We start from the raw sequence: 13,308 nt of genomic DNA, 5'->3' as shown, positions 1-13,308 counted from the left end.
GATGAGAGGGTGCAAGGTAGCCTGGGTTTGGTGGGGCGCTTGGGGGACAGCTATGTGTTTTGGGCGCCGGAGCAGAAGGCTGCAATTCTTGTGCCTGTGGCTGACGTGAGCAGGCTGGAGCTCGCGCGAAAACCCTTTTTGCCCGCCAAATCAGTGCAGTAGCGATAAGGGATGTTTATCGAGGGTAGGGAAGTCTGCTGTACCCGATCTCTCTGTACCTGAGCAGCCTGAGCAGAAACGTGGCTTCTTGAATCGCCCAGGGTTCCGTAGACACCTCGCAGCCATAAACTATGGCTTAGGCGGAGGTGGTTATGAGCACGAAGCGGTACACCGATGAGTTCAAGATCGAGGCGGTCCGACAGATCGTTGAGTACGGCCGTCCGGTAGCGGAGGTTGCCGAGCGACTGGGCGTGTCGATCCATAGTCTTTACGGCTGGAAGCGGCAACAAGGCAAAGGCGATGTTGGCCGGCGTGTCGAGCAGGACCAGAACGCGGAAGTGCGCCGCCTCAAGGCTGAGCTACGCAGGGTCACTGAAGAGCGAGACATCCTAAAAAAAGCCGCCGCGTACTTTGCAAAGGGGTAAGAGCAAAGTACGCCTTCATGAAGCAACACGCAGATGAGTTCGGCCTCGCGGCGATGTGTCGGATGCTTGGCGTCCATCGCAGTGGCTACTACGCCTGGCTAAAAGAGCCGGCAAGCGCTCGCGACAAGGACGATCAGCGGTTGCTCGGCCTAATCAAGCACAGCTGGCTGGAAAGCGGCTCTGTGTATGGCCACCGCAAAGTGACCACAGATCTGCGCGAGCTTGGCGAGACGTGTAGTCGTCATCGCGTGGCACGCTTGATGAAGAGCGAGGGGCTGCGGGCAATGGTCGGCTACGGTCGGCGACCACGCCCATTGAGCGGCCCTGTTGGATCAGTCGCCAAGAACGTTCTGGCTCGCGGCTTCAAAGTCAGTGAGCCAAATCGCGCGTGGGTCACGGACATCACCTACATCCGCACGTACGACGGCTTCCTGTACTTGGCGGTAGTGCTTGATCTGTTTTCGCGTCAGGTCGTTGGATGGGCAACCCGACCAACTCAACATACGGACCTGGTTTTGCAGGCGCTATTGGCTGCAGTGTGGCGGCGCAAGCCAAGCCCCGGGCTTCTGCTTCACTCCGACCAGGGAACCCAGTTCACCAGCGAAGACTGGCAGAGCTTCCTGCGCGAGCACGACATCGTGTGCAGCATGAGTCGACGAGGAAACTGCCATGACAACGCAGCGATGGAGAGCTTCTTCCAGCTACTGAAGCGGGAGCGTATTAAGCGGAGGATCTACAGCAATCACGACGAGGCACGGGCCGACGTCTTCCAGTACATCGAGATGTTCTACAACCCAAAACGGCGGCACAGTTCCAACGACGGGCTGTCCCCGGTAGAGTTCGAGAAGCAGTACGCACTAAACGGCTGACGACTGTCTAGAAAACCCTGGGCGATTCACTCCGCGCAAGTCGCGTTCTGCGAGCTAGCCAGGCAGCCCAACAGACAAATGAGACCGCAAATCCGACGATTACCATGGCAACCAGCATGATCTCTCGATCAGTGTCGTTCATTGAGGGAGTCTCGGAAGTTGAGCCTTAGCGTCTATGCCATGGTACCTGACGCTTCGGAGTGCAAGTGCGGGCGCGATGGCTGCATTTGAAGTTCTTTCGAAAGAATCCTTAGTGTTCCAAAGGCGCTGTGTTCGAACGCGTAACACTTTTACTTGGCGCTTGGTAACAGATTTATCTGCTTCGTCACCTAAGCAAAAGGACAAGAACCAAGAAAACTGACACCATTTCCACGCCGAGGACACGAACGCCGCCACAGCCCGATACATCATTTCGCATAATGTATATCGTGCAAGGCATTACCTGGTTGCGGCATTGCCTGCACCTCATGCGGTAGGGCGAAGCCTACTGCCAGCATCAGCGCCATGGCGGTGGCCGCTAGCCGCTTCCAGAAGTGCCGCTCCGGCGACGTTTGCGCCTCTGATTTCATGATCTGAATTGCCGCTTTTTCCGGCTGCGGATGGCCCTGAATCTTCAGGCACTCTGCAACGACCCACACCTGGGGCACGCGCTTTCCTGTGCGGTAGTGAGAAATGGCGCCATCGGAAATACCGAGCTTCGGAGCGAGCTTTGCAAAGCTCTCAACGCCTGCTGCCTGCCGCGTTTTCTCGAAAAACTCTACCCAATCCATGACCGTCTCCACCCGTTGACTACGGGCGAAGACTACAGGTGTTGACGGCTACGGGTGTAGCCGGTTATGGTGCGCCCCATCGACTACGCCTGTAGCCGATACCCCCGGTCAGCACCCCAAGGCTGCCCGGGGGCCCCTTGGGGCTTGGGGAGGGGTAGGGCACATGGACGCACTCGTTTCAGTCGTGCTGCTGGGTTGCATCGCAGCCGTCTCGCTGGGGTTAGTCAAATTCGTTTTCTGGTGTGTTGATCGGCGCGTGTACTCCGCTGGACGCACTGCACGCGAAAGCCAGCACGTCGCACAGTCGGTCGCCGACCTGCGCCGACTGGAAATCGAAGCGAGCAAGCGCGGCAATCTGCTGGCGGCCGCCGAGCTCGCCGACGAACAGGAGCGGGCCGCATGAACACGGTGCCGCCGAGCTTTGTTGAGTTCTTTGATGTGATGCGCGATGACACGGGCTTACTAGCCGCCGCCATCTTCATGATCGTTTTGCTCCTGGGCGCGCTGGTTTCGATCTTGATTGAGCATGTCTGGCTCGCGCTTCGGCATTGGTTGCAGCGGCGGAAGGGCGATGAGTCATGACGAGTCACTACCCCAACAGTCCGTGCTACCTGTGCGGGGGGCAGCCTACAGACGCTCCGAGCATCGGATGCGACGCTGAATTGCTGCACCAGCTGCGGCACGTTGATTACCAAGCGCAGGGATACGCCGAGCTACTCCAGCGCGTTCCCTGGCAACAGTTCTGGACGCTCACGTTCAAGCTCAGCAAGACCAGCCGCACGGGCGGAATGCACGAGGAAGCGGCTGATAAAGCGTTCCGCTACTTCGTCAGCTGCCTCAATCGCAGTATCTACGGTCCCAAGTGGGCTTCGCGCTGGCACGGCGGCATTCAGTGGGCGCGAGGACAGGAGTTCCACCGTGATGGCCGCTTGCACTTCCACGCCGTTGCAGCTGCACCTACCGATGACCTCAACCGCCTCGCCAGCCGCTACGAGTGGCACGAATGGTGGTACCGGGAGTTCGGTCGCAATCGCATCGAAGCGCCCCGCAGCCAGGCGGATATCACTGGCTACGTAAGCAAGTACGTCACGAAAGGCGGTGTGGTCGATTTCTCGCGGAATTTCGGGGCATGGAACCCGCCGCCCATCGACTACACGCGCCGCCCAGAGCAAGACGCCTTGATCGCAGGCGACAGCAACACGCGATCCGACCGGCCAGGGCGATACCTGGTCACCGGGCGGACTGATGCAAGCATCGCGCAACGGGGTAACAAGCGGCCTACCACGTCTCCCTGCGGGGGGGTAGGGGGGACTTAGCTTGACCCCACAGTACCGCCCGAAATTTGCCGACCTCGAAACGACCAATCTCACACGAAGCCAAAAGGAACAGACCGATGAACGCTCCGAAGATCACGATTAACAGCAATGTCGAAACCCGCACTGTCACCACCAAGACCGGCATGCAGAAGCCTGTTTACAGCCAGCGCGCAACGCTCGAAACCGAAGCCATGCGCATCCAGATTGAAGTCGAAGTGGATGGCCTGGACAAGGGCTATCCGGTTGGTGCGGTGAAGGAGTGGGATGTCACCACCGATCTTGTTCCGGGCCGCTTCGGCGTGGAACTGGCTCGCCGTATGACGCTGGTCGATCCGGCAGGTGCTAAGCCGCAGCCCGCCACCAAGGCGGCCTGATCATGTCTGGCCCGGCACCTCTCTACGTTGTCGGTTGTGCTGCGGAGAACGTGCAGCAGGACGGGACGTGTTCGGTGCCGGTCTGGATGCCGTACCACCAGCCCATTCTTCCACCCCTTGATGTGGCTGATGGAACCCTTGTCGCGGCGGCCATTGTTGGCGTTTGGGCAATCGGGTTGAAAGCGCGCCTCGTATTCCGCGCGGCGCGGCTAGGGGTCTACTGAAATGACGAGGAAAATCATGGAACTGAAGAACAACCTGCGCCGCTCCGGCGCTTCCGTCCCGGCCAAGGTCAGTGCCGGTATCGCCACCCTGATGGCATCCGGTGCCGCCCTGGCATCGGGTGGTTCGGGTTCACCGGGCGCCGCGATCGCGGGCGAGCTGTCGGGTGGTAAGGCCGATGTGATGCTGGTGGTTGCCGCTGCAGCGGTGATCCTGGGCGCGATCATCCTGTGGGGCTACGTCAAGAAGGCTCGCTAACGCGGGTGTCCTGGGCGGAGCAGGGGGCGCGCGGTAACGTTCGCCCCCTTTTTATTGGGAGAAGGGTCATGGGGTACTTCATCATCGTTGCTGTTTGCGGCGCGTGCTGGCTTGCATTCGAGGGAATGTGATGGCCGCGTATCGCTACGTTGTACTGCTTGCGACACTAGTGCTGATCGGCGTCGGCATGTTCTATAGCGGAGGCGTGTCCGCTGCCACCTATCAGTGCACCTCGTATCCATCTGAGTGCGATGAAGGCCAGGCTTTCGCTGAAGCAAATGCCTACGCGAACTCCGTTTCGAGTAGCCCCTATGTTCCCTGCGTGTGGAAGGGGAGCGGGATGAGCTATGTCGGGGCATTCGGTTCTACCGGTTGCGCCGGATATCGTGACGGCCTGCAGACGTTCTATTTCAGCAAGGGCTGTTCGGAACGTGGCGGCAAGACAACATCATTTTTCCCTCCATCTGGCTCCGTAAGGTGCATGAATGGCTGTGAGTCGGTCTTCCGTGATAACGGCGATGACACCACGACTTACACTCCAAACGGTAAGGTCTGCGACAAGAAGCCTGATTGCGATGCTCAGGGCAAGAACATGGTGTGGAACGGGATGCTCGGCGTATGCCAACCCGTTGAGCCTGAGTGCCCTGAGGGCAAGGTGAAGACTGGTAATGCGTGTACCGATGACAAGGCGTGCCCTGATGGCATGGCGTTGGTGGCGGGCTCCTGCAAGAAGAAGGACGAAGAATGCCCGTCCGGCATGATCCGCAGTCCTTCAGGTCAGTGCATTCCTGGCGATGGTTCGTGCGCAACTGGTGAGGTGCGCGGGCCTGACGGCACGTGTAAGCGCGATAAGGACAACGATGGCGATCCTGATCCGACCGGGCCAGACGATAAGGATTCATTTTCAGGTGGTGATACGTGTTCGTCGCCTCCGTCGTGTAGCGGATCGCCGATCATGTGCGGCCAGGCGCGAATTCAGTGGCGCATTGATTGCAACACGCGGCGCAACAACAACATCAGCGGCGGTCAGTGTTCTCAGGCAGGCATGCCTACCTGCACTGGCGAGAAATGCAACGCGATGGAGTACGCCGGGCTGCTGATGCAGTGGCGATCAGCCTGCGCGTTGGAGAAGCTCGCTGCGGGGAAGACGGAGACGCCCGGAAACAACGCCGATGCCAATGGCAATGGCGTGGCGGATGTGCTGGAAGGTAGCGGCGATCCTGCTCCGATTGGCGATAGTGCAACCGATGTCCAGGGCGCCAAGAAATGGGGTATCGGGGTATCAACCGGATTGCTCGATACGAGCAACATGTTCGGCGGTGGATCGTGCCCCACGCCGCCAACGTTCAAGCTGATGGGCCAGACGATCAGTGGCACTGACTTCCCTTACTTCTGCCAAGCGGCGGCGATTCTGCGCGGGCTCATTCAGATATTTGCCGCTTTCGTTGCATTGAAAATCCTGATGGGTTGGGGGTTCTGATCATGATGGTTTGGACATGGATTCTTAAGGCGGTTGTGTTGCTGGTCGGCACGCTGAAGGATGCGGCAGCGGGGATTTTCGCCCGCATCCTTGCGACGTTCGGCCTTACCACAGTGACGTTCAATGCGGTGTTGCCGAATCTCAAGGCGTTCGTGCTGCAGTACATCGGCGGCATCAGTGGGCCGGCGCAAGAGCTTCTCGGCTATTTGGGCGTCGGCACTGCCATGTCGATGATTCTTTCGGCCTTGACGGTTCGGCTTACCTGGAAGGTGTTCATCGTGCCGAAGGCAGTGGCCGATCAGCTGGGGTCCGGGTCATGATCTATTGGTATACCGGCCAACCTGGTCACGGAAAGACGCTGCACGGCATTGACCGGCTATTGGAGTTCAAGGATCAGGGCAGGGCGGTGTATGCCTGCAATATCCGCGAGTTCGACTATGCCAAGGCGGGTGTGTTGGAGATGACGCCAGAGCAGTTCCGCGACTGGCCGAACTTTCTCCCTGATGGTGCAGTCGCCCTGGTCGATGAGGCGTACGAGCACAACATGCTGCCGAAGCGACCGCCAGGCTCGAAGGTGCCGCATCACGTCGAACAGCTTGCGAAACATCGTCATCGTGGCTTGGACTTTATTTTCATCAGCCAGTCGCCCGATAAGCAGTGCGATCAGTTTGTGCACGACCTCATTGAGCGGCATGTCCACGTGCGCCGTCGCTTTGGCACGAAGTTCGTTCACCTGCGTGAGTTCGATCGGTTTGAGGCGCAGGCCGAGAAGGCAACGCCGCTGGTGGTGAAGCGTAAAGCGCTTCCCAAACGCCCGATGGGGCTTTACAAGTCCACCGAGCTGGACACCACTGAGCGCAAGATTCCCTGGTACTACATCGCGCTGCCAATTGCGGTGGTGGGTGGCCTCGGGCTGATGTACTACACCTTCGGCAACATGGGCGAGCGGTTAGGAGGTGGCACGGCTACGCCCCCAGCGCCGAGTGCACAGAGCGCGCATGCACCGCCTGACGGAGCGTCAGCGACGGCGGGCGGTGCAGGCGGAGCGAGAGGCACGAAAACGATTCGGGAGTACGTCGATCAATTCATGCCGCGTATCCCATCCGAGCCGTGGAGTGCACCGGCCTACGACAGCGCTATCAACCTTCCCAGCGAGGCTCCGCGATTGTTCTGCATGTCGTCTCTGGGTGGGCCCAATGCCCAGGGCGACATTGATGACCCAAGTTGCACATGCGTCACCGAACAGGGAACCAGGTATCAGCTGGCCGATGAACCGACGTGCCGACTGATTGCACGTCACGGGCAATACGAGCCGTTCCGTGACGAACGCAATGATCGTTACGTCGATGGCCCTTCCCAGATCGAGCGCGCTCGCGGTGACATTGCGAATAGAGGGCAGGGTGGTGGTGTTGCCCTCGAGCATGTGGAGCGGGCCATGGGCAGCTTCCCTGAGTCCAAGGCGCATCCGACTACTACCTACATGACCACTCCACCCGGACCCAACAAGCTATGACCAGCGGCGGACGTGAGTTGTTAAAGTGGCTTGCCCTGGTGCTGATGACCGGCGATCACGTGTTGACGGTATTCGGGCTTGGCTACGTGCCGGTGGTGTCCGAGCTTGGCCGGGTCGCGTTCCCCGTGTTTGCCCTGGTCATGGCCTACAACCTGGCTCAGGACGGCGCCGATGCTGGGAAGTCAGCACGGCGCCTGGCGGCTTGGGGTCTGGTCGCCACTCCCGCGGCTACGGTGGCATTCGGCCAGGTGCTACCACTCAACGTGCTGCTTACCTTTGCCGCCGCGGCTGGCTGCATATGGGCTTTGGAGCGCCGTCAGTGGGCATTGGCCGCCCTACTGGCAATCGTCGCTCCCGTCGCCCTGGATTACGCCTGGCCTGGCGTGTGGCTCGTTCTAGCTGCCTGGCATTGGTATCGAGGGCAGGGTGGCCGCCCTTGGCTGGTGTGGGCTTGCATGGCCCTGGTGTGCGCTTACAACGGCAATGCCTGGGCACTACTGGCGCTGCCGGCATTGCGCCTTGCGCGTGTGGAGTGGGCTATTCCAAGGTCCGGCCGGGCATTCTACGTCTACTACGTGGGCCACCTGGTACTTCTGGTGGTTCTTGCCATTGCAGTCGCTGTTTAGCAGGGCGCGTTCGGGAGGTCGCGCCAGCCGCCGCCGTCCATTCGTTTGAATCGGCGTCCATCAATGCAGCGTTCACCGGCCTCGAGCGGTCGCCGCTCGACTCGGGGCAAGGCCCGATCAAGTTGAATCGTGCGCCGCACCTGGGCCAACTCTGCGGCGGTTTCAGCCCGCAATTTTTGCTCCCATTCGGCTGTTTGGCGATCCAGCGCCGCCTGTTCTTCAGGTGTCGCTGGTCGCATCAGTTCGCGGGTCATAGCAGCTGCTTGCCGCCGGGCGTTCCATTCAATGAGGCCTATTGCGATGACTACCAGTAGCGCTGCACTGACGCCGATGTAGAGCCAAGGCGAGGTCGGTTCGCTTTGTCGGGCTGGCCGGTTGCGATCGGTCCTGAATCGCATCTCTTTCAGATCCGGCGCACTGAAGGTCGGTTCGTGTCGTTCGCGGTCCATGTGGCTTCCCCAAGGCGTCCTGCGAGCATTCTAGCCGGGGTGTAGGGGCAGCGCCCCTACGGAAGCGCCTCACACGCGCTGGCGGCGTTTCGGCCCCGGTACCGGCAGGACACCTGCAGGTGGCTCGGCGTCAGGGCCAGCCATCGCCACCGCCGACCGCTGTTTGCGCCGGCTCACCACGTCCCGCAGATTGACGACAGTGGCAGGACGATCCCACGTTACTGCAGGAAGATTGCCACCACGCTTGGAACTGTCGATCGACGGCGCCGAGCGTGCAGCTTCCATCATCCGTCGCCATTCCTGCGCTTGGCAGGCGGTGAGCGACAGCCAGGCCAGATCCTGCGGTTCCAGCTCGCGGCCTTCGGGCGTGATCAGGCGATCACCAAGGAAAGAAAAACCGGCCCAAGGGCCGGTCAAGTCGATACGGTGGTGCGGGTCGAACTCAATCATGCCGCGATCTCATCCTTGGCCGGGGATTGAGGGCGCAGGCAAGAGCCGAGCCAGAGGCTCAGCCATTGCCACGCTGATCCGACGAATCGTGCCAAGGCCGATACAGCATTTCGCATAATGTATATTATGTTCAAACTCCTGAGGGGGTGGCTGGCACGGCTCTTGCCTCGCCCCCTGACCCTGTTGCGGCATGGAGCCTGATTGTGCGTGATCGGAACCTAACCGGCCCTTGGGCCGGTTTTTCGTTTAAGGCTGGCCGACTGGTCACACCCGAAGGCCGCGAGTTGCTGCCCGAAGATCTGGCCTGGCTGTCGCTCACTGCTGCGCAGGCGCAGGAATGGCGAAGGTTGATGGAGGATGCTTCGAGCTCGAAGATTCGAGCTCGAGATCGCCGGAAACCCTTGGCGTACAAGGCTGCCGAAATTGTAGATCTCCGAGATGCTGTCCGGCGACGCACCGAAAAGCGGTTATCCGGGGTGATGGCTGGTCCCGACGCCGAGCCACCTGTGGCAGTCCTGCCGGTACCGGGGCCGACACGCCGCCAGCGCGTGTGAGGCGCATCCGTAGGGGCGCTGCCCCTACACCCCGGATAGAATGCGCGCAGGACGCCTTGGGGGCCGTATGGAACGCAAACGACCGGATTACCTACCCGAACTGCCGAAGCCGCGCTGGGAATTCCCATGGATGGGCTTGTGGGCGGTACTACTGCTCGGAATGGCCGGTGCCGGGATCTGGCTGCACCTGAAAACCGGGAATGCATGGAATGCACGCTTCAACGCGCCGCCAGCGCAACCAGAGACGACGGCCGCGATCCCAGCGCCGAAGACAGAGCCAAACCCTGCCAAGGAAGCGAAGATTGCCCAGATTCGCATGTACCGCGAACAGGCGGAGCGCCGCGAGCAGCAACAGCGCGGCGAAATCCGCTGCATTGGAGGCGTTCTGTTCCGCCGGATACCTGGAGGCTGGGAAAACGTCCCCGGCGAGACCTGTCCGTGACGGCTTAGTTCTTCTGGCGCGCCTGCTGACGCGCGAACGCCCGATCCATCCATCGGGCAACCCAGTAGTGAATGTCTAGACGCCAGTTCATACGAAGAGTATAGGCCGGCCGGAGACGCATTGTCAGAAGCTGGCCGGATAAGGCGGCGATTCGGGGAACGTGCCCATAGGGCGCTTACCAACCTCAACGAGCGCGTGCGGAGACGGTTCGCGCGTGCTGGATGGTTCAGACTGAGCGACGCCCCGGTGCGGATCATCCCGACGAGGATCAGCCTCCTGCCGGGGCGCCCGATAGGGGTTATAGGCCGGGCCATCGCGCGCGATCGCTACACACACCGGGATCGAGATCTTGGCTTTGGTGCCCTGCTCCGTTACGCACGTACATGTAGTGTCCTGCTCGGTTGTGCCGGATGCCATGCAATAGAGCTCAGGCTGCGATTGAACGCTGCGATCATCGAAGGCGGGTGCCGACCACGGCTGAAACTCAATCCGCGGCTTGTGACGTTCGATGTACTCCTCACGGTTGAGGGGCCGTGCCGCCGGCCCGCCCGCGCCCAAGGGCGCCAGGGCTCCAGCCGCCGGCAAAGCACCGGCCCCCTGATCCACCTTCTTTGGTGCCGACGGCGGCTTGATGATGAACGCATAGATCAGCCAGACACCAAGGACTAGCGCGATAGTGACGGAAAGCGCCTGCCAAACCTTCTTAGGTACCTTGAACTTGTGGCTCGCCGTGTGCAGCGTCGCACTGCGGTAACGGGTATACAACGCCTTGGGGTAAGCCCAGATTTCTTCTTCGGCCTTGTCGCGCACCTTCTCATCGTACGGATCACTTTGGACGCGCGACCAAGTGAGGACGCCTGCCCGCTGCATGCCGAACGAACGATTCATGTGCGTGTGCGAGCCAATGAGCGTGCGCACCTGGTGGTGAATCTTGTTCGGCCATTGCGTGACGAACACAAGATCGAAACCGCGATGCCGATGCGTGGACATGGCACGGATGCGAGGATCATCGGATTCACCCGGCTTTCCGGTGGACGGGAACAGCTTGCCGTAACGCTCCAGCCCCTGTGTGTTGCCATCGGAATGCGCTTCGTCATAGATCACAAAAGAGCCGTCCGGAAGCTGTGTCCAGTCGTTGTGATCGGGCAACTTTTCCATCCACGGGAAAGCGCCTGCGCCCTCCTCTACTGTGGCGCCCGCGATGTTGGTGAAGAATCGGCGCGGCTGCGCCTTGCCTTCCTTTACCTGCTGCTGGTTCTGCTCGTAGAACTCAAGCGCCATCGACATTGCGCGCAAGGTCTTGCCGTTGCCGGGTTGCCCGGAGATTAGATACATCATTTGGAAGCTGCCTTCTGTACGGCGACCTTGCCTGCATCGATGACCACCTTGGTCACGATGGCAGAGCCGATCATGGTGATGGCCTCCCCTGCCCCGGCCATAAGCATCACATTGGCGAGATCGGCTGCGATGCCTGACCACTTCTGGGTGATGAGATTCAATGCACCCTTCACAAGCGGCAACAGGGCTGCACCTGTTACGAGACCGAGGCCAGCGCCAGTGAGGACGCGGGCGAGAGAGTTGCCCAGAAGCTGGACGAGGAAGGCTGCTAACCACGGCATTATTTGCGCACTCCTGCAACGATATATGCAGCTACGATCCCGGCGCAGGCGATGACCAAGCCCTTGATCATCAGCGCGAAATCGCAGAGCGGTTCGAATTCAAAACTGACGGTCGTGGAGACAGGTCCAACGCCAACAGTGATGACCTTCGCAGCGGGACAGGAACCGCCACCAAGGCCACTAGACCATTGCCCCAGGTAGCTGCTTGGAATGGGCGGATCCATGTACGGCATCGGAACGTCGCCGGGATATGTGGGATTTTCGGGAAGGCTAGGGTTCTCACCGCCATCGCCATCGCCATCCCCGTCGCCATCTCCATCGCCATCCCCGTCGCCATCTCCATCACCATCGCCATCGCCATCACCACCACCGGAACCGCCATCCCCTCCCCCATCGCCATCACCACCACCGTCGCCCCCGCCCCCGTCCCCGTCACCATCACCGCCGCCGGTTTCACTCCCACCGCCTCCACCATCGTCACCACCGCCGTCACCGGCAGGCGTGGGCGCTGGAGCGTCAGATTCCGTGCAAGTGCCGCCCGTAGGCAGGTAGCTAAAACCGGCGACACCAGCCGGATCGAGAGAACTGGAATACATGCAACCGTTGTGGCACGCATTCACCGAAGCCGCCGTCGAGCCACCCTCCCAACCAAGCTCTTCCGGCCGTGCGGAACAAGCATCCTTCCAATAGAACTGCTGAGTATTCGCGTCGCCAGCTGCATTCATGCAGCGTACGACGCCGCCGTTGGGACCTTCCTGCACGGCGCAAGTGAAGTACTTCTCACCAAAAGAACCGTTAACGCTTGGGCAGCTTTGTCGAACGACCGGCTTTCCCCACTGGCTCGTACGAGAGTTGAAGTAGTCCATCGTCCGCTGAACTGCTGCAGCACACATGGCGTACGCCTTGCCCTGATCGCAAGTGCCATTAATGGGGCAATCCGCTGCGGCGCGGACCTCAGCGGGAAGCCACAATCCGCCAAGGATCAGCACAGCGATGAGCAACAGACGCATGCATCAATCCCCGAACGCAATGTAGAGCGCCGCACTGCCGACGCAGAGAACGAATAGACCGAGCATCACCAATCCCCCATAGAAAGGGGCCGGATTGCCCGGCCCCGGTGCTACTGCGATCAACCGAAGATCGCGCCCTTGATCCACTTGAAGCCGACCGAAATTGCGGCCGGTGCCAGCTTGGCGGCGCCGATGGTGCCCAGGACAGCGGCCAGTGAGGCCAGAACGGTCAATGCGGCGGTTGCGTCGAGTTCCATGATGTTTCCCCTTTCACTAGTTACGGATGGTTCTGCCTATTTGCTTGTATGCCCATGCCACGGCGAAACACACCGCAACCATGGACAGAATCCCCGACACTTCGGCAGTGGTAAGCGCGGGAATATCGGTGCGCGGCACGAATGCAGCCTGCTCACAGGTGCCGGTCTGCTGGTTGAATTGCAGGCATTCGTAGACGTACCGCGCCATGACTCAGGCCTGCGCTGCCGGGCGTGGCGCAGCCTTCTGCAGCGGGCGCAGCACGGTGAACTTGCTCAGGGTTGCAACGCCCTTGTTGACCTGCAACATGGCCGGGACGTCGAGCTCGTACTCGCCCGCCTGATAGCCCGGCTGACCCTTGTCCAGGCGCACGTCGAACGGATAGGCGAAACCGTCCGCCTCCAGCTTGGCGCGCTGCTTGCGGGTGGTGAATTCAACGTTCTCGTTGCGGTCGTTGGTGAAGCTGCCGCCACGCTCGTTGATCTGCGAATCCAGTACGGTGACCTTGATCATTTCG

At 60.6% G+C, this 13,308-nt stretch carries 20 protein-coding genes and 1 pseudogene; 12 read left to right on the top strand and 9 right to left on the bottom strand.

What is annotated here, in order from left to right; genetic code table 11:
* The first annotated feature begins 311 nt into the window (after positions 1-311).
* Positions 312-1,453, top strand: a protein-coding gene (locus ACT6SE_RS10265) for an IS3-like element ISStma9 family transposase (protein WP_087944428.1) whose coding sequence is annotated in 2 segments (ribosomal slippage) — positions 312-549 and positions 549-1,453 — 1,143 coding nt in all. Because the reading frame shifts where the segments join, the coding sequence is not laid out codon by codon here.
* A 407-nt stretch (positions 1,454-1,860) separates the two neighbouring features.
* On the opposite strand, the gene ACT6SE_RS10260 is transcribed toward ACT6SE_RS10265, so the two are convergent.
* A complete protein-coding gene (locus tag ACT6SE_RS10260; protein WP_046430551.1) occupies positions 1,861-2,223 on the bottom strand; it encodes a DUF3693 domain-containing protein in 363 nt (120 codons plus the stop codon).
* A 163-nt stretch (positions 2,224-2,386) separates the two neighbouring features.
* Between ACT6SE_RS10260 and ACT6SE_RS10255 the strand changes: the two genes are divergently transcribed.
* From ACT6SE_RS10255 to ACT6SE_RS10215, 9 genes and pseudogenes are all read left to right on the top strand, one after another.
* A complete protein-coding gene (locus tag ACT6SE_RS10255) occupies positions 2,387-2,626 on the top strand; it encodes a hypothetical protein (protein ID WP_046430549.1) in 240 nt (79 codons plus the stop codon).
* Complete coding sequence (locus tag ACT6SE_RS10250) at positions 2,623-2,805, top strand: hypothetical protein (RefSeq protein ID WP_046430546.1); 183 nt, start codon at positions 2,623-2,625, stop codon at positions 2,803-2,805. The genes ACT6SE_RS10255 and ACT6SE_RS10250 overlap by 4 nt, the downstream gene beginning before the upstream one ends.
* Positions 2,795-3,539: pseudogene (locus ACT6SE_RS10245) on the top strand (rolling circle replication-associated protein). Before ACT6SE_RS10250 ends, ACT6SE_RS10245 begins: the two are co-directional and overlap by 11 nt.
* 77 nt (positions 3,540-3,616) lie before the next feature.
* Positions 3,617-3,913 (top strand): hypothetical protein, encoded by a 297-nt coding sequence (locus ACT6SE_RS10240; RefSeq protein WP_046430545.1) that lies wholly within the window; start codon positions 3,617-3,619, stop codon positions 3,911-3,913.
* Between the two features lie 240 nt (positions 3,914-4,153).
* A complete protein-coding gene (locus ACT6SE_RS10235; protein ID WP_046430540.1) occupies positions 4,154-4,393 on the top strand; it encodes a hypothetical protein in 240 nt (79 codons plus the stop codon).
* A gap of 130 nt (positions 4,394-4,523) precedes the next feature.
* Positions 4,524-5,873, top strand: a complete 1,350-nt coding sequence (locus tag ACT6SE_RS10230; RefSeq protein ID WP_141098604.1) for a virulence factor TspB C-terminal domain-related protein — start codon at positions 4,524-4,526, stop codon at positions 5,871-5,873.
* A gap of 2 nt (positions 5,874-5,875) precedes the next feature.
* A complete protein-coding gene (locus ACT6SE_RS10225) occupies positions 5,876-6,193 on the top strand; it encodes a DUF2523 family protein (protein ID WP_046430535.1) in 318 nt (105 codons plus the stop codon).
* The gene (locus tag ACT6SE_RS10220; RefSeq protein ID WP_046430533.1) at positions 6,190-7,386 is read left to right on the top strand and encodes a zonular occludens toxin domain-containing protein; all 1,197 of its coding nucleotides are present in this window, start codon (positions 6,190-6,192) and stop codon (positions 7,384-7,386) included. The genes ACT6SE_RS10225 and ACT6SE_RS10220 overlap by 4 nt, the downstream gene beginning before the upstream one ends.
* The gene (locus ACT6SE_RS10215; protein ID WP_046430530.1) at positions 7,383-8,012 is read left to right on the top strand and encodes a TraX family protein; all 630 of its coding nucleotides are present in this window, start codon (positions 7,383-7,385) and stop codon (positions 8,010-8,012) included. The genes ACT6SE_RS10220 and ACT6SE_RS10215 overlap by 4 nt, the downstream gene beginning before the upstream one ends.
* Here ACT6SE_RS10215 and ACT6SE_RS10210 read toward each other — a convergent pair.
* Together ACT6SE_RS10210 and ACT6SE_RS10205 are read right to left on the bottom strand one after the other, a co-directional pair.
* Positions 8,009-8,461 (bottom strand): hypothetical protein, encoded by a 453-nt coding sequence (locus ACT6SE_RS10210; protein WP_235319607.1) that lies wholly within the window; start codon positions 8,459-8,461, stop codon positions 8,009-8,011. The genes ACT6SE_RS10215 and ACT6SE_RS10210 overlap by 4 nt on opposite strands.
* A 69-nt stretch (positions 8,462-8,530) precedes the next feature.
* Complete coding sequence (locus tag ACT6SE_RS10205; RefSeq protein ID WP_046430529.1) at positions 8,531-8,911, bottom strand: DUF3653 domain-containing protein; 381 nt, start codon at positions 8,909-8,911, stop codon at positions 8,531-8,533.
* 146 nt (positions 8,912-9,057) lie between these two features.
* Here ACT6SE_RS10205 and ACT6SE_RS10200 point away from each other — a divergent pair, with 146 nt between their 5' ends.
* Positions 9,058-9,465: a DUF3653 domain-containing protein gene (locus tag ACT6SE_RS10200; RefSeq protein ID WP_318317897.1), complete on the top strand. Its 408-nt coding sequence runs from the start codon at positions 9,058-9,060 to the stop codon at positions 9,463-9,465.
* 67 nt (positions 9,466-9,532) lie between these two features.
* The gene (locus ACT6SE_RS10195) at positions 9,533-9,907 is read left to right on the top strand and encodes a hypothetical protein (RefSeq protein WP_164072196.1); all 375 of its coding nucleotides are present in this window, start codon (positions 9,533-9,535) and stop codon (positions 9,905-9,907) included.
* A 123-nt stretch (positions 9,908-10,030) separates the two neighbouring features.
* Here the strand turns inward: ACT6SE_RS10195 and ACT6SE_RS10190 are convergent, their stop codons facing one another.
* From ACT6SE_RS10190 to ACT6SE_RS10165, 6 genes are all read right to left on the bottom strand, one after another.
* Entirely contained in the window at positions 10,031-11,245 is a 1,215-nt protein-coding gene (locus ACT6SE_RS10190; RefSeq protein ID WP_099562428.1) for a zonular occludens toxin domain-containing protein, read from the bottom strand.
* On the bottom strand, positions 11,242-11,526 hold the full coding sequence (locus tag ACT6SE_RS10185) for a DUF2523 domain-containing protein (protein ID WP_016044717.1): 285 nt from the start codon (positions 11,524-11,526) through the stop codon (positions 11,242-11,244). Before ACT6SE_RS10185 ends, ACT6SE_RS10190 begins: the two co-directional genes overlap by 4 nt.
* Complete coding sequence (locus tag ACT6SE_RS10180; protein WP_279934097.1) at positions 11,526-12,536, bottom strand: virulence factor TspB C-terminal domain-related protein; 1,011 nt, start codon at positions 12,534-12,536, stop codon at positions 11,526-11,528. The genes ACT6SE_RS10185 and ACT6SE_RS10180 overlap by 1 nt, the downstream gene beginning before the upstream one ends.
* Before the next feature lie 119 nt (positions 12,537-12,655).
* Positions 12,656-12,793, bottom strand: coding sequence for a major capsid protein (locus ACT6SE_RS10175; RefSeq protein WP_185752904.1), 138 nt, complete (start codon positions 12,791-12,793; stop codon positions 12,656-12,658).
* Between the two features lie 16 nt (positions 12,794-12,809).
* Positions 12,810-13,001 carry a hypothetical protein gene (locus ACT6SE_RS10170; protein ID WP_016044714.1) on the bottom strand — a complete coding sequence of 64 codons (192 nt, stop codon included), beginning with the start codon at positions 12,999-13,001 and terminating at the stop codon, positions 12,810-12,812.
* A gap of 3 nt (positions 13,002-13,004) precedes the next feature.
* Positions 13,005-13,304 (bottom strand): single-stranded DNA-binding protein, encoded by a 300-nt coding sequence (locus tag ACT6SE_RS10165; RefSeq protein WP_164072161.1) that lies wholly within the window; start codon positions 13,302-13,304, stop codon positions 13,005-13,007.
* Between the last annotated feature and the right edge of the window lie 4 nt (positions 13,305-13,308).

This window comes from Stenotrophomonas sp. LC732, from assembly GCF_052446685.1.
GTDB lineage: Bacteria > Pseudomonadota > Gammaproteobacteria > Xanthomonadales > Xanthomonadaceae > Stenotrophomonas > Stenotrophomonas muris.
This window is presented reverse-complemented; position numbering and strand designations above follow the sequence as displayed.

What these genes read in the sequence shown, in the direction of transcription:
- ACT6SE_RS10260 (WP_046430551.1), bottom strand. Translation starts at nt 2,223, where the DNA reads ATGGATTGGGTAGAGTTTTTCGAGAAAACGCGGCAGGCAGCAGGCGTT.
- ACT6SE_RS10255 (WP_046430549.1), top strand. Translation starts at nt 2,387, where the DNA reads ATGGACGCACTCGTTTCAGTCGTGCTGCTGGGTTGCATCGCAGCCGTC.
- ACT6SE_RS10250 (WP_046430546.1), top strand. Translation starts at nt 2,623, where the DNA reads ATGAACACGGTGCCGCCGAGCTTTGTTGAGTTCTTTGATGTGATGCGC.
- ACT6SE_RS10240 (WP_046430545.1), top strand. Translation starts at nt 3,617, where the DNA reads ATGAACGCTCCGAAGATCACGATTAACAGCAATGTCGAAACCCGCACT.
- ACT6SE_RS10235 (WP_046430540.1), top strand. Translation starts at nt 4,154, where the DNA reads ATGGAACTGAAGAACAACCTGCGCCGCTCCGGCGCTTCCGTCCCGGCC.
- ACT6SE_RS10230 (WP_141098604.1), top strand. Translation starts at nt 4,524, where the DNA reads ATGGCCGCGTATCGCTACGTTGTACTGCTTGCGACACTAGTGCTGATC.
- ACT6SE_RS10225 (WP_046430535.1), top strand. Translation starts at nt 5,876, where the DNA reads ATGATGGTTTGGACATGGATTCTTAAGGCGGTTGTGTTGCTGGTCGGC.
- ACT6SE_RS10220 (WP_046430533.1), top strand. Translation starts at nt 6,190, where the DNA reads ATGATCTATTGGTATACCGGCCAACCTGGTCACGGAAAGACGCTGCAC.
- ACT6SE_RS10215 (WP_046430530.1), top strand. Translation starts at nt 7,383, where the DNA reads ATGACCAGCGGCGGACGTGAGTTGTTAAAGTGGCTTGCCCTGGTGCTG.
- ACT6SE_RS10210 (WP_235319607.1), bottom strand. Translation starts at nt 8,461, where the DNA reads ATGGACCGCGAACGACACGAACCGACCTTCAGTGCGCCGGATCTGAAA.
- ACT6SE_RS10205 (WP_046430529.1), bottom strand. Translation starts at nt 8,911, where the DNA reads ATGATTGAGTTCGACCCGCACCACCGTATCGACTTGACCGGCCCTTGG.
- ACT6SE_RS10195 (WP_164072196.1), top strand. Translation starts at nt 9,533, where the DNA reads ATGGAACGCAAACGACCGGATTACCTACCCGAACTGCCGAAGCCGCGC.
- ACT6SE_RS10190 (WP_099562428.1), bottom strand. Translation starts at nt 11,245, where the DNA reads ATGATGTATCTAATCTCCGGGCAACCCGGCAACGGCAAGACCTTGCGC.
- ACT6SE_RS10185 (WP_016044717.1), bottom strand. Translation starts at nt 11,526, where the DNA reads ATGCCGTGGTTAGCAGCCTTCCTCGTCCAGCTTCTGGGCAACTCTCTC.
- ACT6SE_RS10180 (WP_279934097.1), bottom strand. Translation starts at nt 12,536, where the DNA reads ATGCGTCTGTTGCTCATCGCTGTGCTGATCCTTGGCGGATTGTGGCTT.
- ACT6SE_RS10175 (WP_185752904.1), bottom strand. Translation starts at nt 12,793, where the DNA reads ATGGAACTCGACGCAACCGCCGCATTGACCGTTCTGGCCTCACTGGCC.
- ACT6SE_RS10170 (WP_016044714.1), bottom strand. Translation starts at nt 13,001, where the DNA reads ATGGCGCGGTACGTCTACGAATGCCTGCAATTCAACCAGCAGACCGGC.
- ACT6SE_RS10165 (WP_164072161.1), bottom strand. Translation starts at nt 13,304, where the DNA reads ATGATCAAGGTCACCGTACTGGATTCGCAGATCAACGAGCGTGGCGGC.